The organism is Bacillus proteolyticus (genome assembly GCF_001884065.1).
Classification (GTDB): Bacteria; Bacillota; Bacilli; order Bacillales; family Bacillaceae_G; genus Bacillus_A; species Bacillus_A proteolyticus.
The window spans coordinates 101,090-127,453 of record NZ_MACH01000138.1 but is presented as its reverse complement, the minus strand read 5'-3'; the positions used below and the strand labels follow the sequence as shown (position 1 = coordinate 127,453).

General features: G+C 37.4%; 25 protein-coding genes, 1 pseudogene and 1 other annotated feature. Of the genes and pseudogenes, 22 read left to right on the top strand and 4 right to left on the bottom strand.

The window, feature by feature from the left end:
• Both BAQ49_RS24960 and BAQ49_RS24955 read left to right on the top strand, forming a co-directional pair.
• Positions 1–457: pseudogene (locus BAQ49_RS24960) on the top strand (spore coat protein); the annotation flags it as partial.
• Positions 458–638: 181 nt separating this feature from the next.
• Positions 639–1,286: a YhcN/YlaJ family sporulation lipoprotein gene (locus tag BAQ49_RS24955; RefSeq protein ID WP_071747454.1), complete on the top strand. Its 648-nt coding sequence runs from the start codon at positions 639–641 to the stop codon at positions 1,284–1,286.
• 32 nt (positions 1,287–1,318) lie between these two features.
• Here the strand turns inward: BAQ49_RS24955 and BAQ49_RS24950 are convergent, their stop codons facing one another.
• The gene (locus BAQ49_RS24950) at positions 1,319–1,753 is read right to left on the bottom strand and encodes a branched-chain amino acid ABC transporter substrate-binding protein (protein WP_071747453.1); all 435 of its coding nucleotides are present in this window, start codon (positions 1,751–1,753) and stop codon (positions 1,319–1,321) included.
• A 440-nt stretch (positions 1,754–2,193) separates the two neighbouring features.
• On the opposite strand from BAQ49_RS24950, the gene BAQ49_RS24945 reads away from it, so the two are divergent.
• Positions 2,194–2,709 (top strand): BofC C-terminal domain-containing protein, encoded by a 516-nt coding sequence (locus BAQ49_RS24945; RefSeq protein WP_071747452.1) that lies wholly within the window; start codon positions 2,194–2,196, stop codon positions 2,707–2,709.
• 11 nt (positions 2,710–2,720) lie between these two features.
• On the opposite strand, the gene BAQ49_RS24940 is transcribed toward BAQ49_RS24945, so the two are convergent.
• Positions 2,721–3,665 (bottom strand): iron-hydroxamate ABC transporter substrate-binding protein, encoded by a 945-nt coding sequence (locus tag BAQ49_RS24940; protein ID WP_071747451.1) that lies wholly within the window; start codon positions 3,663–3,665, stop codon positions 2,721–2,723.
• 188 nt (positions 3,666–3,853) lie between these two features.
• On the opposite strand from BAQ49_RS24940, the gene ruvA reads away from it, so the two are divergent.
• The 6 genes from ruvA to yajC are packed head-to-tail and all read left to right on the top strand — an operon-like array spanning position 3,854 to position 8,187.
• Positions 3,854–4,471, top strand: a complete 618-nt coding sequence (gene ruvA, locus BAQ49_RS24935; RefSeq protein ID WP_071747450.1) for a Holliday junction DNA helicase RuvA — start codon at positions 3,854–3,856, stop codon at positions 4,469–4,471.
• Positions 4,472–4,476: 5 nt separating this feature from the next.
• Positions 4,477–5,478, top strand: coding sequence for a Holliday junction branch migration DNA helicase RuvB (gene ruvB / locus BAQ49_RS24930; protein ID WP_000344469.1), 1,002 nt, complete (start codon positions 4,477–4,479; stop codon positions 5,476–5,478).
• Positions 5,475–5,675, top strand: coding sequence for a DUF2905 domain-containing protein (locus BAQ49_RS24925; RefSeq protein WP_000138161.1), 201 nt, complete (start codon positions 5,475–5,477; stop codon positions 5,673–5,675). Before ruvB ends, BAQ49_RS24925 begins: the two co-directional genes overlap by 4 nt.
• 19 nt (positions 5,676–5,694) lie before the next feature.
• The gene (queA, locus tag BAQ49_RS24920; RefSeq protein WP_071747449.1) at positions 5,695–6,747 is read left to right on the top strand and encodes a tRNA preQ1(34) S-adenosylmethionine ribosyltransferase-isomerase QueA; all 1,053 of its coding nucleotides are present in this window, start codon (positions 5,695–5,697) and stop codon (positions 6,745–6,747) included.
• 12 nt (positions 6,748–6,759) lie between these two features.
• A complete protein-coding gene (gene tgt, locus BAQ49_RS24915) occupies positions 6,760–7,899 on the top strand; it encodes a tRNA guanosine(34) transglycosylase Tgt (RefSeq protein WP_071747448.1) in 1,140 nt (379 codons plus the stop codon).
• A 27-nt stretch (positions 7,900–7,926) separates the two neighbouring features.
• Entirely contained in the window at positions 7,927–8,187 is a 261-nt protein-coding gene (yajC, locus tag BAQ49_RS24910; RefSeq protein ID WP_071747447.1) for a preprotein translocase subunit YajC, read from the top strand.
• Positions 8,188–8,224: 37 nt separating this feature from the next.
• Here yajC and BAQ49_RS24905 read toward each other — a convergent pair whose 3' ends face one another.
• Positions 8,225–8,608 (bottom strand): TIGR04086 family membrane protein, encoded by a 384-nt coding sequence (locus BAQ49_RS24905; RefSeq protein ID WP_071747446.1) that lies wholly within the window; start codon positions 8,606–8,608, stop codon positions 8,225–8,227.
• Between the two features lie 103 nt (positions 8,609–8,711).
• Between BAQ49_RS24905 and BAQ49_RS24900 the strand changes: the two genes are divergently transcribed.
• Complete coding sequence (locus tag BAQ49_RS24900) at positions 8,712–9,368, top strand: DUF421 domain-containing protein (RefSeq protein WP_071747445.1); 657 nt, start codon at positions 8,712–8,714, stop codon at positions 9,366–9,368.
• A gap of 29 nt (positions 9,369–9,397) precedes the next feature.
• Here BAQ49_RS24900 and spoVB read toward each other — a convergent pair whose 3' ends face one another.
• Positions 9,398–10,957, bottom strand: coding sequence for a stage V sporulation protein B (gene spoVB / locus BAQ49_RS24895; RefSeq protein WP_071747444.1), 1,560 nt, complete (start codon positions 10,955–10,957; stop codon positions 9,398–9,400).
• A 186-nt stretch (positions 10,958–11,143) separates the two neighbouring features.
• Between spoVB and BAQ49_RS24890 the strand changes: the two genes are divergently transcribed.
• The 12 genes from BAQ49_RS24890 to BAQ49_RS24835 all read left to right on the top strand — a co-directional run bounded on the left by BAQ49_RS24890 (position 11,144) and on the right by BAQ49_RS24835 (position 26,224).
• Positions 11,144–11,428 carry a post-transcriptional regulator gene (locus BAQ49_RS24890; RefSeq protein WP_002112000.1) on the top strand — a complete coding sequence of 95 codons (285 nt, stop codon included), beginning with the start codon at positions 11,144–11,146 and terminating at the stop codon, positions 11,426–11,428.
• A gap of 281 nt (positions 11,429–11,709) precedes the next feature.
• Positions 11,710–13,974: a protein translocase subunit SecDF gene (gene secDF / locus BAQ49_RS24885; protein ID WP_071747443.1), complete on the top strand. Its 2,265-nt coding sequence runs from the start codon at positions 11,710–11,712 to the stop codon at positions 13,972–13,974.
• A 306-nt stretch (positions 13,975–14,280) separates the two neighbouring features.
• Positions 14,281–15,174 carry a cation diffusion facilitator family transporter gene (locus BAQ49_RS24880; protein WP_071747442.1) on the top strand — a complete coding sequence of 298 codons (894 nt, stop codon included), beginning with the start codon at positions 14,281–14,283 and terminating at the stop codon, positions 15,172–15,174.
• A 101-nt stretch (positions 15,175–15,275) separates the two neighbouring features.
• Entirely contained in the window at positions 15,276–17,597 is a 2,322-nt protein-coding gene (gene recJ, locus BAQ49_RS24875) for a single-stranded-DNA-specific exonuclease RecJ (RefSeq protein WP_071747441.1), read from the top strand.
• Positions 17,598–17,662: 65 nt separating this feature from the next.
• Positions 17,663–18,175, top strand: coding sequence for an adenine phosphoribosyltransferase (locus BAQ49_RS24870; protein ID WP_000346217.1), 513 nt, complete (start codon positions 17,663–17,665; stop codon positions 18,173–18,175).
• Between the two features lie 210 nt (positions 18,176–18,385).
• On the top strand, positions 18,386–20,569 hold the full coding sequence (relA, locus tag BAQ49_RS24865) for a GTP diphosphokinase (protein ID WP_071747440.1): 2,184 nt from the start codon (positions 18,386–18,388) through the stop codon (positions 20,567–20,569).
• A 17-nt stretch (positions 20,570–20,586) separates the two neighbouring features.
• Positions 20,587–21,027: a D-tyrosyl-tRNA(Tyr) deacylase gene (locus BAQ49_RS24860; RefSeq protein WP_001266956.1), complete on the top strand. Its 441-nt coding sequence runs from the start codon at positions 20,587–20,589 to the stop codon at positions 21,025–21,027.
• Positions 21,028–21,239: 212 nt separating this feature from the next.
• Positions 21,240–21,572, top strand: a complete 333-nt coding sequence (locus tag BAQ49_RS24855; RefSeq protein WP_071747439.1) for a YrdB family protein — start codon at positions 21,240–21,242, stop codon at positions 21,570–21,572.
• Positions 21,573–21,654: 82 nt separating this feature from the next.
• Positions 21,655–21,831: a hypothetical protein gene (locus BAQ49_RS33140; RefSeq protein WP_048531368.1), complete on the top strand. Its 177-nt coding sequence runs from the start codon at positions 21,655–21,657 to the stop codon at positions 21,829–21,831.
• A gap of 54 nt (positions 21,832–21,885) precedes the next feature.
• Positions 21,886–22,116 (top strand) — a binding site (T-box leader).
• A 69-nt stretch (positions 22,117–22,185) separates the two neighbouring features.
• Positions 22,186–23,457: a histidine--tRNA ligase gene (gene hisS, locus BAQ49_RS24845; RefSeq protein WP_071747438.1), complete on the top strand. Its 1,272-nt coding sequence runs from the start codon at positions 22,186–22,188 to the stop codon at positions 23,455–23,457.
• Positions 23,458–23,469: 12 nt separating this feature from the next.
• The gene (gene aspS / locus BAQ49_RS24840) at positions 23,470–25,245 is read left to right on the top strand and encodes an aspartate--tRNA ligase (protein ID WP_071747437.1); all 1,776 of its coding nucleotides are present in this window, start codon (positions 23,470–23,472) and stop codon (positions 25,243–25,245) included.
• Positions 25,246–25,456: 211 nt separating this feature from the next.
• Positions 25,457–26,224 (top strand): tRNA threonylcarbamoyladenosine dehydratase, encoded by a 768-nt coding sequence (locus tag BAQ49_RS24835; RefSeq protein WP_000903182.1) that lies wholly within the window; start codon positions 25,457–25,459, stop codon positions 26,222–26,224.
• Positions 26,225–26,364: the final 140 nt, after the last annotated feature.

Below are 26,364 nucleotides of genomic sequence, written 5' to 3'. Positions count from 1 at the left end.
CCAAATGCCGAATATAATGCCAATAATGGATAACAACCAAATGCCAAACATGATGCCGATAATGGATAACAATCAACCGCCGAATATGATGCCATATCAAATGCCGTATCAACAGCCAATGATGCCGCCATATCCGCAGTATCAGCAACAAAATCCATACAATCAAATGCCGTATCAACAAATGGCGCCGCAATATACTTCTATGCCAAATCCAAATATGATGCCAATGGATAATAATATGCCGCCACTCGTGCAAGGTGAAGAAGATTGTGGATGCGGAGGAGAAAGTAGGTTATATAGCCCACAACCAGGTGGACCGCAATATGCTAATCCATTATATTATCAACCAACTCAGCCGGCATATGCACCACAGCCAGGAACGATGTATTATCAACCAGATCCACCAAATGTATTTGGAGAGCCAGTTTCGGAAGAAGAGGACGAAGAGGAAGTTTAAAAAAGGTGGGATTATTCCCGCCTTTTTTTGCATTCATGTTAATTAAAAAAAATAAAGGTTTTTCATCAAGTGTTAGAAAATTCCTAGTGAAATATTAACAGTGTAAAAAGCTACTCTGTTACTCATCATAAGAGGGAGCTTTTCAGAAGAGAAGTTCATTCTAACAGAGGGGGTTTTTGTATTGAATACGAAAGTAAAAGTGATTGCTGCTTCTTTGTTAGTTACCAGTGCATTAGCTGCATGTGGTACACCAAAAGATAATAATGCGATGGATGGACGTAACTACAATTACGAGCGTACATCTTATAATGATACACACCAGTATCGTGATAATGTAGCGCGTAATGATCGTTATACAGATTATGTAACATATAGAAACGGTCGTAACGATACAGGATATAATAATTATTACCGTGATGTAAATTACAATGGGCAAATTGCTAATCCGCATCCAACTCGTAATATTACAATGAACAATTCATACATTAACAATGATGGTAAAACTGCAGAAAAAATTACAAATCGTGTGAAACGTATGAATAACGTAGACCGCGTGTCTACAGTTGTATATGGAAACGACGTAGCGATTGCGGTAAAACCACGTAATCCAGTATCGAATGAAACAGCGCTCGCAAACGAAATTCGTCAAGCTGTTGCAAATGAAGTTGGAAATAGAAACGTATATGTTTCTGTAAGAAATGACATGTTTACTCGTGTCGATGCAATGAGTACACGTCTACGTAACGGTACAGTTACAAACGATTTTAATCGTGACATAGTGAATATGTTCCGAGACATTCGTTACGGTCTGACGGGTACAGTACGATAACAAATCAAAGAGGAAGGGCTAGCCCTTCCTCTTTATTTATCATCATCTTGTAAACGACGTTTTTTTATGAAATAACTAATGGAATAAGAAGTTAAAAAGCATATGAAGAAAATACTACCTGTAAGGATAGCTTCAAACAGAGGTCTTTCTGGACTGAAAATGATATAAATAATAGCCATGATAATTCCTACAATAAGAGAGCGTAAAACAAGTTTGTAATAAGGAGTTAACTTTATTTCCTTTTCACTTTCTTCTACATCGATTGAAATACTTAACTGTAAATAACTAAGTACAATACTTGTAAGAATAAATAATAACCATAATGGAGATTTCGTAATTTGATCCATTCCTTCCGTGAACCCGATATAGCCTAAAATTCCGATTATACCAAGGGATTGAAAAAGGAAGGCAATACGTATGTTTTTTAACGTTTGAAGTATGAGGCGTTCATCTTTTATTTTTTTCACACTATCCATCTCCAGTTTATTATGATTTCGCTGTTATACTTATTGTAACATATATATTGCATTTATCAATTTATAATTTACATAAATTCAATTAGGTGAAAGAGGAAGAAAAATATATTTAGAAATATGTTGCGCTTCTATCTTATTAATGTTATATTAGAAAAGCGATGAGCTAATTTACGTAAGACGAGAGATATGCTTAAGTGCTAAACACGCGAATGTGGTCGCCTGGTCTCTCGCCGTAAACGCATCAAGACGCCTGCTTTGCAGGCGTCTTTCATTTTATATAAAAGTAAATGATATATGCAGATAGGATAAATTCTTATCTGCATTTTTTATTTTCTCTAGAAATTTAATACTAATGTTTATATGGATAAAACCCCCATTTCCGGAAAAACTACAAATGAAAGTATGATTTTGCCTAGAAGAGGTGAACGGAAATGAAATGGATACTAATTGCATTGCAAGCTTTCGTTATGATGTTTTGCTTAGCTTATGGATCCGATGTGAGGGCAGAAGTAGTAGAAAAAGAACCTCAAGTTACAATTTTATTAGAGCGCATGTATGTTGATGGAGAAGTAAGTGAGGAAATACTGACAGAAAAAGTAGCGGATTTAGAAAGATTTTTGCAGCAATATAAAGAATGGCAACTTGTTGATCGTGATGATGTACAAATCGTATTACAAAAGAAAGTTGATGATATTTCTCCTTTATTGAAGACGAGCGGTTATTTTGGTGTTTCAGAGGAAGGGATATTACAAATTTTCAAAGGGGTACCGAAAAGTGATAACGCGATTCACTCCTTCTTTCAAATTGATATGAAAAAGCTTGAGAGTTATGAGCGTGCAAAATTGAAACGTGGTATTCGCATAAAATCAAAAGAGAGTTTTGTGAAGACGATTGAAAAAATGAAGCACTATGCAGTGCAAAATAAGAAAAAAAGCAGCTCATGGTGAGCTGCTTTTTCTTATTTATTTTTAGCTAAAATTTCTTTTGCAATTTCATCAATTAGCATGTCTTTTCCAATTGGATTGAATGCTTTCGTATTGAAGACTTCATTTGATACTTCGTATACGTGATTGCTTTTTACTGCTTTATTGTCTTTCCAAACGGCACTGTTTTTATAGTCTTCGTACACTTTATCAGCTTCACCGCCGAAGTTTACGATAAACATTTGGTCAGGCTGGAATGCAACAAGACCTTCTAGTGATACTTGTGCCATCGTTTGTTTTAAATCTGTACCTTTTGTTGCTGGAAGTTTTAAATCGTTAAAGATGATGTCACCGTATCCGAAGCTACCGTATACACGGAAGTTTTGAGGTGTAACTGCGACGAACATAAAGTTTTCATCTTTTGTTTTTTCTTTAATTTTTTTTGATAAAGAGTCTGCTTTTTTATCGTAGTCTGCAATCCATTTGTCAGCTTTCTTTTCTTCGTCAAATAGTTTACCTACTTCTTTAAACTTACCACGCCAGTCTTCTAGATTTGTTTCTAGAACAACTGTCGGTGCAACTTTTTCTAGTTGATCATAAATTTTCAATTGACGATTGTTTAAAATAATTAAGTCTGGTTTTAAAGCTGTAACAGCCTCTAGGTCAACTTTAGGCGCCCAGTACCAGCCGACGGCCTTTACGCCGTCTAGCTTGTCCGTTAAGTGATTTTGGATTTTATCTTTATACGTGTTTGCTGTGCCAACAGGTTTATGTCCAAGGATTAATAATTCCTCTGTTGATCCAGATAAATCAACAATTCTCTTTGGATTAACTGGAATTGTTGCTTCCCCTTTAGCATGTTTTACAACTTTTGTTTTCGGTTGTTCTTTTGCTTTTGATTCTTCTTTTTGAGAAGAACAGCCAACGATAGAAAGAACAACTAGCATAATAGTAAATAAAATAAATAGCTTTTGTTTCATCCTGATGTAACCCCTTTAATTAATATTGATAATCATTATCGACCTCTGTATATTAAGGGGCTTTATACTTTCTGTCAATGGAAAATAACAGAAGTTTCAAATAGAGAACATTTGTTGGGGTATTCTCGCTTTTCTATTGTTAAATATGTTAAAATGGAATACATGATTTGAGAGGGAGAGATCGTATTTTGTTTGAATATGTTACAGGTTACGTGGAATATGTAGGACCGGAATATGTCGTAATTGATCATAATGGAATTGGTTATCAAATTTTCACACCAAATCCGTATGTATTTCAAAGAAGTAAGCAAGAAATTCGTGTCTATACATATCATTATGTGAGAGAAGATATTATGGCACTTTACGGATTTAAAACACGTGAAGAGCGTTTATTATTTACAAAGTTGTTAGGTGTGTCTGGCATTGGGCCAAAAGGCGCTCTTGCAATTTTAGCTTCTGGTCAAACAGGACAGGTCGTTCAAGCGATTGAACATGAAGATGAGAAGTTTTTAGTGAAGTTCCCGGGCGTCGGAAAGAAAACAGCGCGCCAAATGATTTTAGATTTAAGAGGAAAACTAGCAGATGTTGTACCAGATGCATTTGTTGATTTGTTCTCAGATGTTGAAAGTTTTGATGAGAAGAAAGGTTCCTCAGTTGAACTTGATGAAGCACTGGAGGCACTGCGTGCACTTGGTTATGCAGAACGGGAAGTTTCTCGTGTTGTACCAGAGTTATTAAAAGAATCATTAACGACGGATCAATATATTAAAAAGGCACTTAGTCTTTTACTAAATGGTAAGAGGTGAGTATAATGGACGAACGTCTCCTTTCAGGGGAATCTGGATACGAAGATGCGGATTTAGAGTATTCATTACGGCCACAGACGCTCCGTCAGTATATTGGCCAAGATAAAGCGAAACATAATTTAGAAGTGTTTATTGAAGCGGCGAAAATGCGTGAAGAAACGTTAGATCACGTACTTTTATATGGGCCACCTGGACTTGGTAAAACGACGCTTGCGAATATTATTGCCAATGAAATGGGTGTTAACATTCGAACGACGTCAGGTCCCGCAATTGAAAGACCAGGAGATTTAGCAGCGGTATTAACAGCACTTCAGCCTGGAGATGTATTGTTTATTGATGAAATTCATCGTTTGCATAGATCAATCGAAGAAGTACTATATCCTGCGATGGAAGACTTTTGCCTTGATATCGTAATTGGAAAAGGACCGTCAGCACGGTCTGTACGCTTAGATTTACCTCCATTTACATTAGTTGGAGCGACAACACGTGCCGGAGCATTATCAGCGCCGCTCCGTGACCGTTTCGGTGTACTTTCAAGATTAGAGTATTATACAGTGGATCAGCTTTCTGCGATTGTTGAACGTACAGCAGAAGTGTTTGAAGTTGAAATCGACTCATTAGCTGCACTAGAAATTGCAAGACGTGCTCGTGGCACACCTCGTATAGCGAATCGTTTATTACGACGTGTACGTGATTTCGCACAAGTTCGCAGCGACGGAACAATTGCAATGGAAATTACACAAATGGCGTTAGAACTACTGCAAGTAGATAAATTAGGTCTTGATCATATTGACCATAAATTATTACTTGGTATTATTGAAAAGTTTCGCGGTGGTCCAGTTGGACTAGAAACAGTTTCGGCGACGATTGGGGAAGAATCTCATACGATTGAAGATGTGTATGAGCCGTATTTATTACAAATTGGCTTTTTACAACGAACTCCAAGAGGCCGGATTGTAACACCGCTTGCATATGAACATTTCGGAATGGAGATGCCAAAAGCATGACGGAGATGCCAAAGCTGCTTATTACAGCCGGTATTTTACTCATTGTTGTTGGTCTAGCTTGGAAGTTCATAGGAAGGCTTCCAGGCGATATTTTTGTGAAAAAAGGTAACGTTACCTTTTATTTTCCTATCATTACATGTATTGTGTTAAGTATTGCATTATCTTTTATTATGTATATAATAAATCGATTCAAATAAGAAATAGGTGGATACAGTTATGGATATTAATCTGTTTGATTTTCATTTACCAGAAGAACTTATTGCACAAGTCCCGTTAGAAGATCGTGAAACATCAAGATTAATGGTGTTAGACCGTGAAAATGGTGATATTGAGCATAAACATTTTACAGACATTCTTTCTTACTTACATGAGGGAGATTGCTTAGTTTTAAATGAAACGAAAGTTATGCCTGCTCGCTTGCACGGTGTGAAAGAAGATACAGGCGCGCACATTGAAGTGCTTCTTTTGAAACAAGAGGAAGGCGATAAGTGGGAAACGCTTGTTAAGCCAGCGAAACGTGTAAAAGAAGGAACTGTAATTTCTTTTGGTGAAGGGAAATTAAAAGCAACTTGCACAGGAACTGCAGATCAAGGTGGACGTCAGCTTGAATTTTCATATGACGGCATCTTCTATGAAATTTTAGATGAACTTGGGGAAATGCCACTTCCTCCATATATTAAAGAGACACTGGAAGATCGCGATCGCTATCAAACAGTATATGCGAAAGAAATCGGTTCAGCAGCAGCACCGACAGCGGGACTTCACTTTACCGAAGAGTTACTTGAGAAGTTAAAGCAAAAAGGCGTTCAGTTAGCATTTATTACACTTCACGTAGGACTTGGAACATTTAGACCGGTTTCTGCAGATACGATTGAAGAGCACCATATGCACGCAGAATATTACCATATGTCTGAAGAGACAGCGGCATTATTAAATCGTGTGAAAGAGAATGGTGGACGTATTATTACTGTAGGTACGACATCAACTCGTACGTTAGAAACGATTGCGACTGATCATAGTGGTAAGCTTTGCGCAGCTTCTGGCTGGACAGATATTTTTATGTACCCAGGATATGAATTTAAAGCAATTGATGGTTTAATTACAAACTTCCATTTGCCGAAATCAACACTAATTATGCTTGTAAGTGCATTTTCAAATAGAGATAATGTACTTCATGCTTATAATGAAGCAGTAAAAGAAAAATATCGTTTCTTTAGCTTCGGTGACGCAATGTTCGTTGCATCTCACGCTAAAATGAGAAACAAATAAAAGGAGTAAATTATGACAGCAATTCGTTATGAATTTATTAAAACTTGTAAACAAACGGGTGCGCGTTTAGGTCGTGTACATACGCCGCACGGTTCATTTGATACACCAACATTTATGCCAGTGGGGACACTTGCAACAGTTAAGACAATGTCACCAGAAGAATTAAAAGCGATGGATTCTGGCATTATTTTAAGTAATACGTATCATTTATGGCTACGTCCAGGTCACGAAATTGTTCGTGAAGCAGGTGGTTTGCATAAATTTATGAACTGGGACCGTGCGATCTTAACGGATTCTGGTGGTTTCCAAGTATTCAGTTTAAGTGACTTCCGCCGTATTGAAGAGGAAGGCGTTCACTTCCGTAACCACTTAAATGGAGATAAATTATTCTTATCACCAGAAAAAGCGATGGAAATCCAAAATGCATTAGGTTCAGATATCATGATGGCATTTGATGAGTGTCCACCGTTCCCAGCTACTTTTGAATACATGAAAAAGTCTGTAGAGCGTACGAGCCGTTGGGCAGAGCGTTGCCTAAAGGCGCATGAGCGTCCGCAAGACCAAGGTTTATTCGGTATTGTACAAGGTGGGGAGTTTGAAGAGCTTCGTCGCCAAAGTGCGAGAGATCTTGTTTCAATGGACTTCCCTGGCTATGCTATAGGCGGTCTATCTGTTGGTGAACCGAAAGATATTATGAATCGTGTTCTTGAGTTTACAACACCACTTCTTCCTGATGATAAACCACGTTACTTAATGGGAGTAGGTTCTCCTGACTCGTTAATTGATGGTGCAATTCGTGGTGTTGATATGTTTGATTGTGTACTTCCAACTCGTATCGCTCGAAATGGTACATGTATGACAAGTGAAGGTCGCCTTGTTGTAAAAAATGCGAAATTCGCTAGAGACTTCGGTCCGCTTGATCCAAACTGTGATTGCTACACATGTAAAAATTACTCTCGTGCGTACATTCGTCACTTAATGAAATGTGATGAAACGTTCGGAATTCGTTTAACGTCTTATCACAACCTTCATTTTCTGTTAAACTTAATGGAGCAGGTGAGACAAGCTATTCGTGAAGACCGTCTTGGCGATTTCCGCGAAGAGTTCTTTGAACAGTATGGCTTTAATAAACCGAATGCTAAAAACTTCTAATACATAATTTAAAAGGAGGAAAAAAATATGAATCCAGGTATGATGAATATCATTATGATCGTTGCGATGTTTGCGATTTTCTATTTCTTATTAATTCGCCCGCAACAAAAGCGTCAAAAAGCAGTTGCTCAAATGCAAAACGAATTAGCAAAAGGTGATGCTATCATAACAATTGGTGGCTTACACGGTACAATCGAATCAGTAGATGAAACGAAAATCGTTATTAAATCTGGTGGTTCACACTTAACTTTCGATCGCAATGCGATTCGTGAAGTTGTGAAAAACTAATGAGGAAGGCCCTGCATGAAATGTGCAGGGCCTTTTTTTAGTTATTTTGTTTTGACATATTTACACCGAAAATACCACCGAGTGTACTCGCGCCCATTAATGCCAATTGGTAAAGTAACTGTGAGTTCGATAAAGTTTGAGAGAAACCTAAATAGTTAACTAGAAAAACAAGCATAGCGAATGTAAGTCCCGTTGTGAAACCTACTAGCCAACCTTTCCCTTGCGCCTTTTTTCCAGCAATAAACCCAGACATAAGCATAGATAGAAGAGCTAGTATCAAAATAGTAACGGTTAATGTCCCTTCATTCATATTCGTAAACTTTAATAATAGAGCTATAACCATGCTAGTAATAGATGCGAGGATAAGTAGGGTAATAATACCGAAGCCGATTGCAGTTGATAATTTTTTCGTTCCATCCATTTATGAATTCCCCCTTTTTAATACAAGCATATTTTCATTTTGATCAAGTTAGACTAGTTTCTTTTTTGTAGGGGAATCTATAAATAAAAAAGGAGATGTAGAAATGGAATGGGTATCAATAATTGGCCGGACGATGCTTTTGTATATCATTATCTTAATTATTTTCCGTCTTATGGGTAAACGTGAAATTGGAGAGCTAAGTGTATTAGATTTAGTCGTATTCATTATGCTTGGAGAAATGGCCGTAGTAGCAATTGAAAATACCGATAAATCACTTTGGCATCAATTAGTTCCGATGATTTTTCTTATGTGCATACAAATCATTTTGTCAATTATATCTTTAAAGTTTCAACGTTTTCGACATTTAATAGAAGGTGAACCGGCTATTCTTATAAATGCGGGAAAGATTGATGAAAAAAAGATGCGGAAACAGCGCTATAACATAGACGATTTAATGATGCAACTAAGGGAGCAAGGGGTCGGGGATGTGCGGGATGTGGAATATGCTATTTTAGAACCGTCAGGGAAGTTGTCTGTTTTTCAAAAGCAAAAAAGTAAAAAGAGTAAAAATGATACGCCGATTTTTACACTCCCATTAATTATTGATGGAGAAATTCAATTCAATCATTTGCAAATGATTGAACACACAGATGAATGGCTCATTGGGAAATTAAAAAACTTAGGTTATAACGATATAGCACAAATTTTATACTGCAGCTTTCAAAATGGCCAATTTTTTGTTGATTTGAAAGAAAACTAGAGGCTTACCGTATTAAATAGTAAGCCTATTTACTTCAAAAATGAAAGTTTCCGAATGATAGGGAGGTGACTCAACTCTTCTCTTCGAATGAGTTTGAAAGCAAAGAGGAGGAAAATATAAACGATTGTTGTTAAAGTGATTTCCCATAATGTTTGTACGCCAAGTGAATGAGAGAAAATAATATATTTATGAAGGTAAAAACCGAAGGCACCTGCAATGCCGATGGCAAGTCCTCCAAAAATATAGTCTTTTGCATAAATAGTAAATTTAATTTTCTTTAAAACAGTAGCATAGTGAAGGAATGTTACCGTCACTATATTTGCTGCGATTGCGAGAGCAACCCCCATCATTTGGAACTCTGGGCGCGAAGCGAGTGCAAAAATAACGATTAATTTTACGATAGCGCCAATAAATGTGTTCATCATAGCAGCTCTTGCTAAGTTTAAAGCTTGCAACACAGATGTAAGTGGGCTTTGAAAATAATGAAATAAAAAGCAAGGTGCAAGAAGTTGGATGAACGCTGTTGCACTGTCCGATCCATACATAAGCGTTAAGACGGGTGAAGCAAATACATATAAAATAACGACTGACCATCCACCGGTAATTAAGGAAATTCGAAGTGCTTGTTGTAAACGGTGTTCCACTAATTTGTGCTGTCTCTTTGCCATCGCTTCGCTAATGGAAGGGACGAGTGCTGTAGAAAGAGCGTATGTAATAAAGGCAGGTAGTGATAGAAGCGGGAAGGCATAACCGTTCAATATACCGTATTGCTGTGTTGCGACAGAAGCGGCAACCCCGGCAATTGCTAAGCTTTGCATAACGACGATAGGTTCAAAGAAATAGGAAACGGAACCGATTAAACGGCTTCCTGTAGTTGGAAGTGCGATATCCATAAGAGAATAAAATGTATTTTTGCTCTCCTTTACCGTAGTGAAAAAACCAGAGCGTATAGATAAATGTTTTTCGCGCTGGAATAAAGTAAGTAAAAATAATAAAGATGCAACTTCGCCAAGAACGGCTGATAGCATGGCGCCAGCTGCAGCATATTCTACGCCGTAAGGTAAAAATAACCGAATGCATACAGCGATAATTGTAATGCGGACAACTTGTTCTATAACTTGAGCATAGGCGCTAGGCTTCATATTTTGTTTCCCTTGAAAATAACCGCGTAAAACAGAAGAAACTGCAATAACAGGGACGACAGGTAAAATAGCCATTAATGGATAGTACGTTCTTTCATCGGTTAATAATGTTTTTGCTAGAACAGGCGTGAGGAGCATAATTCCAATTGTTAAAATGATACTAATAACGGATGTAACAGCTAGGGAGACAGTTAATATTTTTTTGACTCTTTGTTTATCGTTCACTGCTTCTGCTTCTGCTACAAATTTTGCAATTGCAACAGGAAGGCCAATTTGTGTTAATGTAATTGCTAAAATGAAGGTGGGAACAGCCATCATATAAAGGCCAACGCCTTCTTCTCCTAAAATACGTGCCATTACAATGCGGTTAATAAATCCAAGGATTTTTGTAATAAAGCCAGCTATCATTAAAATAAATGCACCTTTTAAAAAGCTTTGTCTCGTCATGGTCTTCTCCTACCTTCTCAAAATCAGTGGAATGATTTACAATAATTTATATGCACGTATGAGACAAGAATGACAAGCATTTAAGAGAGTGCAGTATTGAGGGAACTCTTGAAAGTGGTTATTGCTGTCCATTAGAGCGGGATTAAAAGCGACTTTTCGTGCTGAAATCAGAAGGAGATGTTATATATGTTGGATAAAGAGGCTTTGGTAGAATCATACCGCGGACAGTTACAAGTCGTTTTAGAAAGTAAAGTAGAAGAGTTTCAAATGTTCGGTTACGACCGAGTGACAGATAATGATATTTGGAAGTTTCTCAAGGCGAAAAAGTGGAAAAAGATAGACAGTGATGTTAGGTTATATGAATTAGTAAATGATGTATTAAGAGTAAGTACTAATGAATATATGAATTATTTAACTGTTGAAGCATATCAAGCGCCACTTTGGTCGTTTGATGAATATGAAAATAAATAACCGACTGTAATTGGTTTGTTCTTCCTTTTGCAGTATAATGATAGGTATTGATAAAGAGGAATTAATTATGTCTAAGATTATATATAAAGGAGGTAGTGAAGAGGAAAAATAAATAATGAAAGTGTAGGCATGGTGACAAACTTACCTACACAGCTAGTGATGAACTAGCGGAAATACATGTATTTTATAGAAAGTAAGTCTACTAACTAGGCGTATGCACACGTGTAAAAATGAATCGTAAGAGATTTATTGAAAGTGTTAGTAGCAGAAAGAGGGTACATATGGCAAAGCGTGGTACAAGAATTGCCGCCTTTTTCCTCATCGTTTTATTAATTGGTGGAGTGATTGGTGCGGCAGGAAAAGACATAGCAAAAGGAATTAGTCTAGGACTAGACCTTCGCGGTGGTTTTGAAATTCTGTATGAAGTAAAACCAGCCAAAAAAGGTGATAAAATCGATCGTGATGCACTTGTCAGTACAGTAGGTGCTCTTGAAAATCGTGTCAATGCACTCGGTGTAAGTGAGCCGAACATTCAAATCGAAGGAGAAGATCGAATTCGCGTACAGCTTGCTGGTGTACAAGATCAGCAAAAAGCACGTGACATGTTATCAACACAAGCAAAATTAACATTCCGTGATGTGAATGACAACCTTCTTATGGACGGAGCGGATTTAAAAGGCGGCGGAGCAAAGCAAACATTTGATGAGCAAGGCCGTGCAAGCGTAGGTCTTACACTAAAAAGCGCTGACAAATTCCGTGAAGTAACTGAAAAAATTTCAAAAATGCCACCACCAACGAATTTAATGGTAATTTGGCTTGATTTTGAAGAAGGAAAAGATTCGTATAAAGCAGAGTCTGCAAAACCGAATCCGAAGTTTTTATCAGCAGCAACAGTAAACCAAGTATTTAACCAAGCTGAAGTATCTATCGTAGGTGGAAACTTTACAGTGGAAAGCGCGAAAGAACTTTCATCTTTATTAAATGCAGGTGCACTTCCTGTTGATTTAAAAGAAATGTATTCAACATCTGTTGGAGCGAAATTTGGGCAACAAGCATTAGAGCAAACGATTTTCGCTAGTGCGATTGGTATTGCTATAATCTTCTTATTTATGCTTGTATTCTACCGTTTACCAGGACTTGTAGCGGTTATTATGTTAGGGTTATACATTTTCGTTACATTGCTTGTCTTTAACTGGATGCATGCGGTTCTTACGTTGCCAGGTATTGCAGCGTTAGTGCTCGGGGTAGGTATCGCAGTTGATGCGAATATTATTACGTATGAGAGACTGAAAGAAGAGCTGAAAATTGGTAAGTCGATGATGTCAGCATTTCGTGCTGGTAACCATCGTTCATTAGCGACAATTTTAGATGCGAACATTACAACACTTGCAGCAGCTGGTGTATTATTCGTTTATGGTAATAGCTCTGTAAAAGGATTCGCAACAAGTTTAATTGTTAGTATTTTAGTCGGTTTCATTACGAACGTATTCGGTACGCGTTTCTTACTAGGTTTACTTGTAAAGAGCCGTTACTTCGATAAAAAACCATCTTACTTTGGTGTTAAGGAAAAGGATATTATTCCATTAACAAAAGGTGTAGTACATCCACCGACAAGATTTGATCGTATTAATTTCGTAAATATCGGTCATAAATTCCTTATCTTCTCGATGGTAGTTGTAATTGCAGGTGCAATTATACTACCAATTTTCAAACTGAATCTTGGGATTGACTTTGCAAGTGGTACACGTATCGACTTGCAATCTAAACAAGCACTTACTGTGTCAGATGTTCATAAAGATTTGGAAGAATTGAAAATTGATGTGAAGGAAGAAGATATTGTACCGACTGGGGACGACAATAAAGGTTTCGCCGTTCGTACATTAGGAGTTTTATCAAAAGATGAAATTGCGAAAGCAAAAACATTCTTCCATGATAAATATGGTACAGAGCCAAACGTAAGTACAGTTTCACCAACAATCGGTAAAGAAATCGCACGAAATGCATTTATCGCAGTATTAATTGCTTCGGTAGTTATTATCTTATACGTAAGTATTCGATTCCGATTTACGTATGCATTATCTGCAGTACTTGCATTACTACATGACGCATTCGTTATGGTTGTTATGTTTAGTCTTTTCCAGATAGAAGTAGACTTAACGTTTATCGCTGCGGTATTAACGATTATCGGTTATTCTATTAATGACTCAATTGTTACCTTTGATAGAAACCGTGAATTATACAAACAGAAAAAACGAGTTCGCGATATAAAAGACCTAGAAGAAATCGTAAATGCAAGTATTCGTCAAACGCTTGGACGTTCGATTAACACCGTATTAACAGTGTTATTCCCGGTAATTGCGTTACTTATCTTCGGTAGCGAGTCACTACGTAACTTCTCGTTTGCTTTACTTGTTGGATTAATCGTAGGTACGTATTCTTCTGTTTTCGTTGCCTCTCAAATTTGGTTACTACTTGAAAACCGTCGTTTGAAAAAGGGGAAAAACAAGAAGAAGGTTGAGAAAGTAGAATCTGAACCGCAAGTATAAAAAAGGTGATGTCTCTTTATGAGGCATCTCTTTTTTCGTTTGTGGATACAATAAGGTAGCGACTTTTGAAAGAAGAAAGTGGAAGAAAGTGGTAAGGTTATCGCTGTTTTTGTTAAAATAAAGTGACACTTTAATAAGTGGGGGTTTTGTTCATCCCCACTTATTATTAGCCCTCACTAATCGGACTTTTACGGGCAGCACGACTCCCACCTAACTCCTCTTATTTGCCGGATTTTGAGGTGGGGGGCTTACTGCCCACAAATAGCGGGATAAAAAGATAGGTTAAGAAAAGAAGGGATTTTAATTATGGAAAAAGATGAACGTTTTAAACAGGCCGAGTTTGGTGCTATTGTCGGAATCGTTGGTAATATTATATTAGCGATTATAAAAGCGGTAATCGGTTATATTGGAAACAGTAAGGCGCTATTGGCGGATGCTGTGCATTCTGGGTCAGATGTAATTGGTTCGTTAGCTGTACTTTTTGGATTACGAGCAGCGAAGCAGCCGCCTGATGAAGATCATCCGTACGGTCATGGCAAAGCGGAATCGATTTCAGCGATTATTGTTGCGGTATTATTATTTATTGTTGGACTAGAGATAGCGATTTCGTCTATAAAAGCTTTTTCACAAGAACTAGAACCGCCGAAGGGAATTACAATTTTTGCTGTCATTTTTTCTATTGTCGTGAAAGAAGGAATGTTTCAATATAAATTCCGATTAGGGAAAAGGATAAATAGTGATGCAATTATTGCAAATGCATATGAGCACCGTTCGGATGTGTTTTCCTCAATTGCAGCTTTAATCGGCATTTGTGCAGCTATCATCGGTGGTAAATTAGGTTTAGATTGGCTTGTATATGCCGATCCGATTGCAGGATTATTTGTTTCAATTCTTGTTGCGAAAATGGCGTGGAGTATTGGGGCAGAAGCGATTCATGCAACGCTTGATCATGTTCTTCATGAGGAAGATGTTATTCCGCTTAGAGAAGCAGTACTTCAAATAGATGGTGTGAAAAAAATCGGTTCTTTATATGCGAGGGAGCATGGTCATTACGTTATTGTTGATATTAAAGTTTCTGTAGATCCATACATTACTGTAGAAGAAGGGCACCGCATTGGAAAGCATGTGAAAGAAACGCTTATGAAACAAGATAACGTACAAAATGTTTTTGTACATATAAATCCGTATTCACCAAATTAAATAGCATTAATATTTTAGTATATGGATATTGCATCGTAGCTTGCATCATATTGTCACCCCTTAATCTGTCTTGTATAATGGATAGGTTAAGGGGTGATTTCGTGTTACAACCGAAGACGCGTTGGAAAGAAAAAGAATATAGTGAAGAGCGAGTGAGTGAATTAGCAAGTAAATTGCAATTATCACCTCTTGTTGTTTCGTTATTCCTCGGTAGAGGATTAGATACAGAAGATAAGATTTTAGATTTTTTAAATACAGAAAATCAAGAATTTCACGATCCATTTTTATTAGAAGGAATGGATAGAACGGTAGAACGTGTAAATAAGGCGATTCAAAATGGAGAGCAAATATTAATATTTGGTGATTACGATGCGGACGGAGTAAGTAGTACGACTGTCTTATATCTTGCGCTTCAAGAATTAGGTGCAGAGGTAGAATTTTATATTCCAAACCGTTTTACAGAAGGGTATGGACCAAACGAAGAAGCGTTTCGTTGGGCGCATAGCGCTGGGTTCTCGCTAATTATTACCGTAGATACTGGTATTGCAGCGGTACATGAAGCGAAGGTAGCGAAGGACCTTGGAATAGATCTTATTATTACAGATCACCATGAGCCACCGCCAGAATTACCAGAAGCACTTGCAATTATTCATCCGAAATTAGAAGGCGGTGTTTATCCGTTTCACTATTTAGCGGGTGTTGGTGTTGCGTTTAAAGTTGCACATGCACTTTTAGGGCGCGTTCCAGAACATTTATTGGAAATCGCAGTAATCGGTACAGTAGCTGATTTAGTATCGCTACATGGTGAAAACAGGTTGTTAGTACAGCGCGGGCTTAAACATATGCGTATGACAAGAAATATTGGTTTGAAAGCTTTATTTAAAGTTGCTAACGTTTCGCAAAGTGAAATTACAGAAGAAAGTATTGGCTTCTCAATTGCACCGCGTATTAATGCGGTGGGACGTTTAGAAGATGCAACACCTGCTGTTCATTTATTATTATCAGACGATCCAGAAGAAGCGAAAGAGCTTGCTGAAGAAATTGATGAGCTGAACAAACTTCGAAAAGATATTGTAAAGCAAATTACAGAAGAAGCTATCGCCGAAGTTGAAAATAATTTTCCGCCTGAAGAAAATAAAGTGTTAGTACTAGCGAAAGAAGGTTGGAATCCAGGTGTAATTGGGATTGTTGCTTCTAAATTGGTTGAACGTTTTTATCGTCCAACGATTGTATTGTGCATTGATCCTATAAAAGAAACGGCAAAGGGTTCAGCGCGTAGTATTGCAGGGTTTGATTTATTTGCTAACTTGTCTGATTGTAGAGAGTTATTGCCACACTTCGGAGGACACCCGATGGCAGCCGGAATGACGCTACATATGAATGATGTAGATGAATTAAGACGTAGGTTAAATGGGCAAGCTGATGTGATTTTAACTGAGGAAGATTTTATTCCAATTACAGCAGTTGATGCTTTTTGTAAGGTGGAGGATGTAACTCTTGCTGCAATTGAGGATATGCAAAAGTTAGCGCCATTTGGTGTTGGAAATCCGAAACCACGTATTGCGGTGAAAGATGCTGAATTAGAAAGTATTCGTGCAATCGGATCAGATGGTTCACATTTGAAAATGGCACTTCGTGACGGACAGGCAACACTGGATACAATTGGATTCGGATTTGGTGCGTATGCAAAAGAAATTTCTCCAGTTGCGAAAGTTTCTGTAATAGGAGAGGCATCCATTAATGAATGGAATAATTTTAAGAAGCCACAATTAATGGTACAAGATATTGCTGTAGAGGCATGGCAATTATTTGATTGGCGTAGTATGCGTAATGTGGAAGCGAATTTAGCAGAACTTCCGAAAGAAAAAATAACAATGGTGTATTTTTCTGAAGAGGTATTGAATAAGTTTTCTTTAGAAGACTATAAAGAACATCTTGTGCATGCATCAGAGGTAACTCATTTAGATGATCAATACATCGTTTTGCTCGATTTGCCAAAAGGAACAGATGAATTGCATGATTTATTTAAAGTAGGATTCCCATCTAGAATCTACACGTTATTTTATCAAGAGAACAATCATCTATTTAGTACAGTCCCAACGAGGGAACATTTTAAATGGTATTATTCTTTCTTAAATCAAAAATCACCATTTTCTTTAAGACAATATGGGGAACAACTATGTCGCCATAAAGGTTGGTCAAAAGATACAGTAAATTTCATGACACAGGTGTTTTTTGAGCTAGAATTTGTTACAATAAAAGACGGTGTCATTTTTATGGCCGAACAAAAACAAAAGCGTGATTTAATTGAATCGAACACATATCGTGAGAAAATGAGCCACTTACAATTAGAAAAAGAATTGGTTTATAGCACATATCAGCAACTATATACATGGTTTGAAACGATTCGTAATCATAAATAAGTAGAACAGTTAGGGTAAAGGATTTGTATCTACAAACCTTTTATATCTGAGGAGGATTCAGAAATATGGATTTCAAGCAACATATCGCAATTGTACCGGATTATCCGAAAGAAGGTATTGTGTTTAAAGACATTACACCTTTAATGAACGACGGTAAAGCATACAAAGCAGCAACAGATGCAATCGTTGAGTATGCAAAAGAAAGAGATATCGATGTTGTAGTAGGACCAGAAGCTCGTGGTTTTATTATCGGTTGCCCAGTTTCTTATGCATTAGAAGTAGGATTTGCGCCAGTTCGTAAATTAGGAAAATTACCACGTGAAGTAATTACAGTTGACTACGGCAAAGAATATGGTACAGATGTTTTAACAATCCATAAAGATGCAATTAAACCAGGTCAACGTGTATTAATTACTGATGATCTATTAGCTACAGGTGGAACAATTGAAGCAACAATTAAGCTAGTTGAAGAACTTGGCGGAGTTGTAGCAGGGATTGCATTCTTAGTAGAGCTTACTTACTTAGATGGTCGTAAAATGTTAGATGGTTACGATGTATTAGTATTAGAAAAATACTAATCACTATATAGGTAAAACTACGGTGATAAAAAGTACCCGTGAATCTCTTGGAGAGGAGCGGGTACTTTTGTATAATTGAACAAAAAAATAAGGTGAAATGTCAGTAAAATCTTTTCCTTTTCACAATTCACAATCATTGGGTTATAATGATAGAATATAATTTATTCTATTTAATAAATACAAAGTCAATTTTCAATAAAAGGTGATTCGATGGCAAATGAGCAAGTACTAACAGCTGAACAGGTACTCGAGAAAGCAAGTCAATATTTAGCGGATGAAGATATTGAGCTAGTGGCACGTGCTTATGAATATGCACGCGATGCACATAGCGAGCAATATAGAAAATCGGGTGAACCATATATTATTCACCCAATTCAAGTTGCAGGTATTTTAGTTGATTTACACATGGATCCAGCTACAGTATCGGCAGGTTTCTTGCATGATGTAGTGGAAGATACAGAGATTACATTAGAAGATATTGAACGAGAATTTAATAAAGAAATCGCTATGCTTGTCGATGGTGTTACAAAGCTCGGAAAGATTAAATATAAATCTCATGAGCAGCAACAAGCAGAAAACCATCGCAAAATGTTTATCGCAATGGCTCAAGATATTCGAGTTATTTTAATTAAACTAGCTGATCGTCTTCATAACATGCGTACATTGAAACATTTGCCTCAAGAGAAGCAGCGTCGCATTGCGAATGAAACGTTAGAAATCTTTGCACCTTTAGCACATAGACTCGGAATTAGTACTATTAAATGGGAGTTAGAGGATACGTCACTTCGCTATTTAAATCCGCAACAATATTATCGTATTGTAAATTTAATGAAGCGTAAACGTGCAGAGCGTGAAGAATATTTAGATGAAGTAATGACTGGCATTCGCGAGAAATTAAAAGAGGTTTCAATTCAACCTGAGATTTCTGGAAGACCAAAACATATTTACAGTATTTATCGTAAAATGGCATTGCAAAATAAACAATTCAATGAAATTTACGATTTACTAGCTGTACGTGTCGTTGTGAATAGTATTAAAGATTGCTATGCGGTGCTTGGAATTATTCATACATGCTGGAAACCAATGCCAGGTCGTTTTAAAGATTATATTGCAATGCCGAAAGCAAATTTATATCAATCTCTTCATACGACTGTAATTGGACCAAAAGGTGATCCGCTAGAAGTACAAATTCGTACGAAAGAAATGCATGAGATTGCAGAATTCGGAATCGCGGCACACTGGGCGTATAAAGAAGGAAAAACAGCAGAAACAACAGGTACATTAGAGAAGAAACTAACTTGGTTCCGTCAAATATTAGAATGGCAAAATGAAGCTTCTAATGCAGAAGAATTTATGGAGTCATTAAAAATTGATTTATTCTCTGACATGGTATTCGTCTTTACACCAAAAGGCGATGTAATGGAATTACCACTTGGCTCTGTTCCAATTGATTTTTCGTATCGTGTCCATTCGGAAATTGGAAACAAGACAATTGGTGCAAAAGTAAATGGAAAAATGGTAACCCTTGATTATAAATTAAAAACGGGTGACATCATTGAAATTTTAACATCGAAACATTCGTATGGCCCAAGCCAAGATTGGGTGAAACTTGCTCAAACATCTCATGCGAAAAATAAAATACGTCAATTCTTTAAGAAACAGCGTAGAGACGAAAATATTGAAAAAGGCCGTGAACTTGTTGAAAAAGAAGTACGTGGTCTAGAGTATGAGATGAAAGAAGTGTTAGCTCCTGACAATTTAAAACGTGTTGCTGAGAAGTTTAACTTTGCAAATGAAGAAGATATGTTTGCAGCAGTTGGATATAACGGAATTACAGCGGCGCAAATTGTTACGCGACTAACGGACAAGTTCCGTAAACAACGTGAAGAAGAAGACATCGTTGAAGTTAAAGAAGTTCGTAAACCGATGAAAATTCGAAAATGGGATTCTGGTGTAAAGGTAAGCGGTGCTGATAATTTACTAATTCGTTTATCAAAATGCTGTAACCCAGTTCCGGGTGATGATATCGTTGGGTATATTACGAAAGGCCGAGGTGTATCGATTCATCGTCGTGATTGTGTCAATGTGCATACAGAAGAAGCTGTAGAGCGTTTACTAGAAGTAGAGTGGGAAGGTAGCCCTGAAAAAGAAATTGAATACAATGTTGATATTGAAATTTCAGGCTATGATCGCCGTGGTTTATTGAATGAAGTATTGCAAGCTGTTACAGAAACGAAAACGTATATCTCAGCTGTTTCTGGTAGAAGTGATCGTAATAAGATGGCAACGATTAACATGTCGATTTCTATTCGAAACTTACAGCACTTGAAAAAAGTAGTAGAGCGCATTAAACGTGTTCCAGAAATTTATGCAGTACGACGCATGATGCATTAATAGGGAGTGTAGAAAAGATGAGAGTTGTTTTACAACGATCAAAGGAAGCGTCTGTCACAGTAGATGGTGAGATTGTAGGACAAATTCCATTCGGCTTAACATTACTAGTGGGCATTACGCATGAAGATACAGAAAAAGATGCAACTTATATTGCAGAAAAAATTGCAAACCTACGCATTTTTGAAGATGAGAGCGGAAAGATGAACCACTCTGTACTTGATGTAGAAGGACAAGTTCTATCTATTTCGCAATTTACATTATACGGAGATTGCCGTAAAGGAAGACGTCCAAACTTTATGGATGCTGCGAAACCTGACTATGCAGAGCGTTTATATGATTTCTTTAACGAAGAGGTTCGTAAACAAGGATTACATGTAGAAACAGGGAAGTTCGGAGCAATGATGGACGTTTCTTTAATCAATGATGGTCCGGTGACCTTAATTGTGGAAAGTAAATAGCATTGTTAAAAAAGAGAGGGTTATATGACCCTCTCTTTTTTATACATTATTGTATGTTTTGTTCATTTATCCTGCTATTTGTGGGCTGCCCGTAAAGGTCCGATTGGTGAAGGCTAATAATCAGTGGGAGATGGACAAAACCCCCATTGATTAAAATTTCACTTTAACATAGGATGATTGTGAAGGGGAATAAAAGAAAAAGAAGGTGTAGCATGCTTCAAGAATTCAATATAGCTTTGCGTTTTATGCTAGAGTTATGTGTTCTTGGGATTGTTGGGTACTGGGGGTTTCGAATAGGAGAAATACCTGTTGTGAAAATTATACTGGCTATTATTCTTCCGATTGTTGTTGCGGTCATATGGGGGTTATTTGGAGCTCCACACGCAGAGTGGGAAGTGCGTGGTATATTGCATGTATTGTTAGAAATTAGCGTTTTTGGAGTAGGGGTTGCAGCGTTATATCATTTAAAGCACCCTTTACTTGCGAGTGGATTGGCTACTGTTATTATTGTTAATCGCATTCTTATGTTTATTTGGAATCAATAGCTGTTTCGGCTATGTATAACTATCTCATCAATATGGAACAATAACAAGTAAAACATCCATATTGAATGTGAGGGATATACGTATGCGTATGAATGAAAAAGGGCATTCTGTTACAAATGGTGCAAATCAACTGTTTAACGTGAGTTTTCATGATTTTATTTCAAAAGAACAAAACAATACATCCATGGAGCTTGCTTCTGAGTTCGGAATTTCTCTTCAAGATGTAAAGCGTCTAAAGAAGCAGATTGAACGTTCTTAGAGCACTTGACAATCCTACTCAACAAACGTATAGTAATTTTATATTTACATATGAATATAACCGTTGATAGAGAAGAGTAAATGAGACACACATGGAAAGAGAAGAAATGTCCTAGGCTGAAAACATTTCTACATGATGACTGATTGAATGACACTCTGTAGGTTTCAACTTGAAAGGCTTATACGCTTAGTAGAGATGAACGCACATTTAAGCGTTATTAAAAAAGTGGAAGCATACGTGCTTCAATTAGGGTGGCACCACGGGTATAATACTCTCGTCCCTACTGTTTAAACAGTAGAGGCGGGAGTTTTTTTATTTTTATTAAGATTAAAACAATTTGAGGAGGAACTGAATATGTCTATTCAAATCCCACGCGGAACGCAAGATATTCTTCCAGGTAGTGTAGAGTTATGGCAATATATCGAAGGGCAAGCACGCGAAATTTGCCGTCGTTACAATTATAAAGAAATTCGCACACCAATTTTTGAACACACTGAGCTATTTTTACGCGGTGTTGGTGATACGACAGATATCGTACAAAAAGAAATGTACTCATTCCAAGATCGTGGAGAGCGCAGTTTAACATTACGTCCAGAAGGTACTGCACCTGTTGTACGTTCTTACGTTGAAAATAAAATGTTCGGTGATGCAACACAACCAACGAAATTATACTATATCGGTCAAATGTTCCGTTACGAAAGACCACAAGCAGGTCGCTATCGTCAATTCGTACAATTCGGTATTGAAGCAATTGGTAGTAATGACCCTGCAATTGATGCAGAAGTAATTGCACTTGCTGTAGAGTTTTACCGCGGCATGGGCTTAAAAAATATTAAAGTTGTATTAAACAGCTTAGGTGATGCAGCAAGCCGTCAAGCGCACCGCGATGCGTTAATTGCTCATTTTGAGCCACGTATCGGTGAGTTCTGTTCTGACTGTCAATCTCGCTTAGAAAAGAACCCTCTTCGTATTTTAGACTGTAAGAAGGACCGTAACCATGAATTAATGGGAACAGCACCATCTATTACAGAATACTTAAACGAAGATTCAGCAGTATACTACGACAAAGTTCAAGAACTATTAACGATGATGGATGTTCCATTTGAAAAAGATCCGAACTTAGTACGTGGTTTAGACTACTATCAACACACTGTTTTTGAAATTATGAGTGAGGCAGAAGGTTTCGGTGCTATCACTACATTAAGCGGTGGTGGTCGTTATAACGGACTTGTACAAGAAATCGGTGGACCAGAAATGCCAGGTATCGGTTTTGCGATGAGTATTGAACGTTTAATTATGGCGCTGAAAGCTGAAAACATTGAATTACCAATTGAACATAGTATTGATTGTTACGTTGTAGCACTTGGTGAAAAAGCGAAAGACCACGCTGCGAAAGTTGCGTTTGATCTTCGTAAAGCTGGATTGTCAGTTGAAAAAGATTATTTAGATCGCAAAATGAAAGCACAATTTAAATCAGCGGATCGTTTAAATGCGAAATACGTAGCTGTATTAGGGGAAGATGAGCTAGATAAAGGCATCATTAACTTGAAAGATATGGCGACAGGCGGACAAGAAGAAGTAGCGTTAGATGTATTCGCTTCATACGTAGCAGAGAAATTAATATAGGGGGAACTTACAGTGGCTGAAAGAACACATGCATGTGGAAAAGTAACGGTAGAAGCTGTTGGACAAACAGTTCAATTAAAAGGTTGGGTACAAAAACGTCGTGACTTAGGTGGATTAATCTTTATCGACTTACGTGACCGTACAGGTATCGTACAAGTTGTATTTAACCCAGAAACATCAAAAGAAGCGCTAGAAGTAGCAGAAACAATTCGTAGCGAATACGTATTACACGTAGAAGGTACAGTTGTTGAACGTGGCGAAGGTGCAATTAATGACAATATGGCAACTGGTCGTATTGAAGTACAAGCAACGAAAGTAAACGTATTAAATGCAGCGAAAACAACGCCAATTATTATTTCTGATGACACGGATGCATCAGAAGATGTGCGTTTAAAATATCGTTACTTAGACTTACGTCGTCCTGTAATGTTCAACACATTTAAAATGCGTCACGACGTAACAAAAACAATTCGTAACTTCTTAGATACAGAAGAATTCTTAGAAGTTGAAACACCAATTTTAACGAAGAGCACACCAGAAGGAGCTCGTGACTATTTAGTACCAAGTCGTGTGCATGATGGTGAATTCTATGCATTACCGCAGTCTCCGCAGTTATTTAAACAGCTTCTTATGGTCGGCGGATTTGAGCGTTACTATCAAGTAGCACGTTGTTTCCGTGACGAAGATTTACGTGCGGATCGTCAACCAGAATTTACACAAATCGATATCGAGGCATCATTCTTAACACAAGATGAAATTTTAGAAATGATGGAGCGTATGATGACGAAAGTCATGAAAGATGCGAAAGGTGTAGAAGTTAGTGCACCATTCCCTCGTATGAAATATGCTGATGCAATGGCTCGCTATGGTTCTGATAAGCCAGATACACGCTTTGAAATGGAACTAACAGACCTATCTGAATTTGCAGCAGGTTGTGGTTTCAAAGTATTTACAAGTGCTGTAGAAAACGGCGGACAAGTAAAAGCAATTAATGCAAAAGGTGCTGCGAGCAAATACTCTCGTAAAGACATCGATGCATTAACTGAATTTGTAAAAGTATATGGTGCAAAAGGTCTAGCTTGGCTGAAAGTTGAAGAAGACGGCCTAAAAGGACCGATTGCAAAGTTCTTCGGTGAAGAAGATGCAAACGTGTTAATGAGTACATTAGAAGCTAATGCTGGCGACTTATTACTATTCGTAGCAGATAAGAAGAGCGTTGTGGCAGATAGCTTAGGTGCACTTCGTTTACGCTTAGGTAAAGAGCTTGAGTTAATTGACGAAAGTAAATTTAACTTCCTATGGGTAACGGATTGGCCACTTCTTGAGTACGATGAAGATGCAGATCGTTACTTCGCAGCTCACCACCCATTCACAATGCCATTCCGTGAAGATGTTGAGCTATTAGAAACAGCACCAGAAAAAGCACGCGCACAAGCATATGACCTTGTATTAAACGGTTATGAACTTGGTGGTGGATCACTTCGTATTTACGAGCGTGACGTACAAGAAAAAATGTTCAAAGCACTTGGATTCTCACAAGAAGAAGCACAAGAGCAATTCGGATTCTTATTAGAAGCATTCGAATACGGTACACCACCACACGGCGGAATTGCATTAGGTTTAGACCGTCTTGTTATGTTACTTGCAGGTCGTACGAACCTTCGTGATACAATTGCATTCCCGAAAACAGCAAGCGCAAGCTGCTTATTAACAGAAGCTCCAAGCCCAGTTGCAGAAGCACAGCTTGAAGAACTGAACTTGAAGTTGAACGTGAAAGAAGAGAAGTAAGAGAAGTAAAAATAGGGTCTAGATGGTTATACTAATACCATCTAGACTTTTTTAATGGATGATTGAGAGAAGAAGTGAAAGCACAGTTTACACTATGTTTTCCTTCTTGAAATATGTATTTTTAGGAATTCTATAACTTTTTCTATACAAATAGTCGGAAAAACGCTAGAATACATGGTAGACCATTTTTGTAATAGGAGTGTAGAGCTGAATGTTACATCAATTTTCACGTAATGAATTAGCCTTTGGAAAAGAAGGCCTTGAAATATTAAAAAATAGTACAGTCGGTATTTTAGGAATTGGCGGCGTAGGGTCATTTTCGGCAGAAGCGTTAGCACGTTCTGGCGTAGGACGTCTTGTATTAGTTGATAAAGATGTTGTAGATATTACAAACGTAAACCGTCAAATTCACGCTTTAGTATCTACTGTAGGGCGTTCAAAAGTAGAATTAATGAAAGAGCGTATTGCAGACATCAATCCAGAGTGTGAAGTAATTGGATTAGAGATGTTTTATACAGATGAAACATATGAAGAGTTCTTCAAACACGGCTTGGATTTCGTAGTGGATGCATCTGATACGATTACGTTTAAAATTCATTTAATTAAACAATGTTTACGTCGTAAAATTAAAATTATCTCATGTATGGGTGCTGCAAATAAAATGGACCCAACTCGTTTCCGTATTGCGGACATCTCTAAAACACATACAGACCCAATTGCGAAAGTAATTCGTACGAAGCTTCGTAAAGAGGGTATTAAAAAAGGTGTAAAAGTTGTCTTTTCTGACGAAAATCCAATCGTAATTCGTGAAGAAGTACGTAAAGAAATCGTACCAGACGAAAATGCAAAAATTCGTAAAGCGAAATTACCACCTTCTTCAAATGCGTTCGTACCATCTGTGGCAGGCTTAATTATGGCAAGTCACGTTGTACGTGAGCGTATTAAAAACGTAGAAGTGAAGCGTGTAGGGCAAGAATAAAAGGAAAGCATATATTCATTTCGGATATATGCTTTTTTATGTTTTAAAGAATTGTTGATATTTGCAATACTAATAATTCAAATGTAAGTAATCCTAATAAATAATAATCGTATTTGTCTGATTTGTAGGCGGAGGTCTTT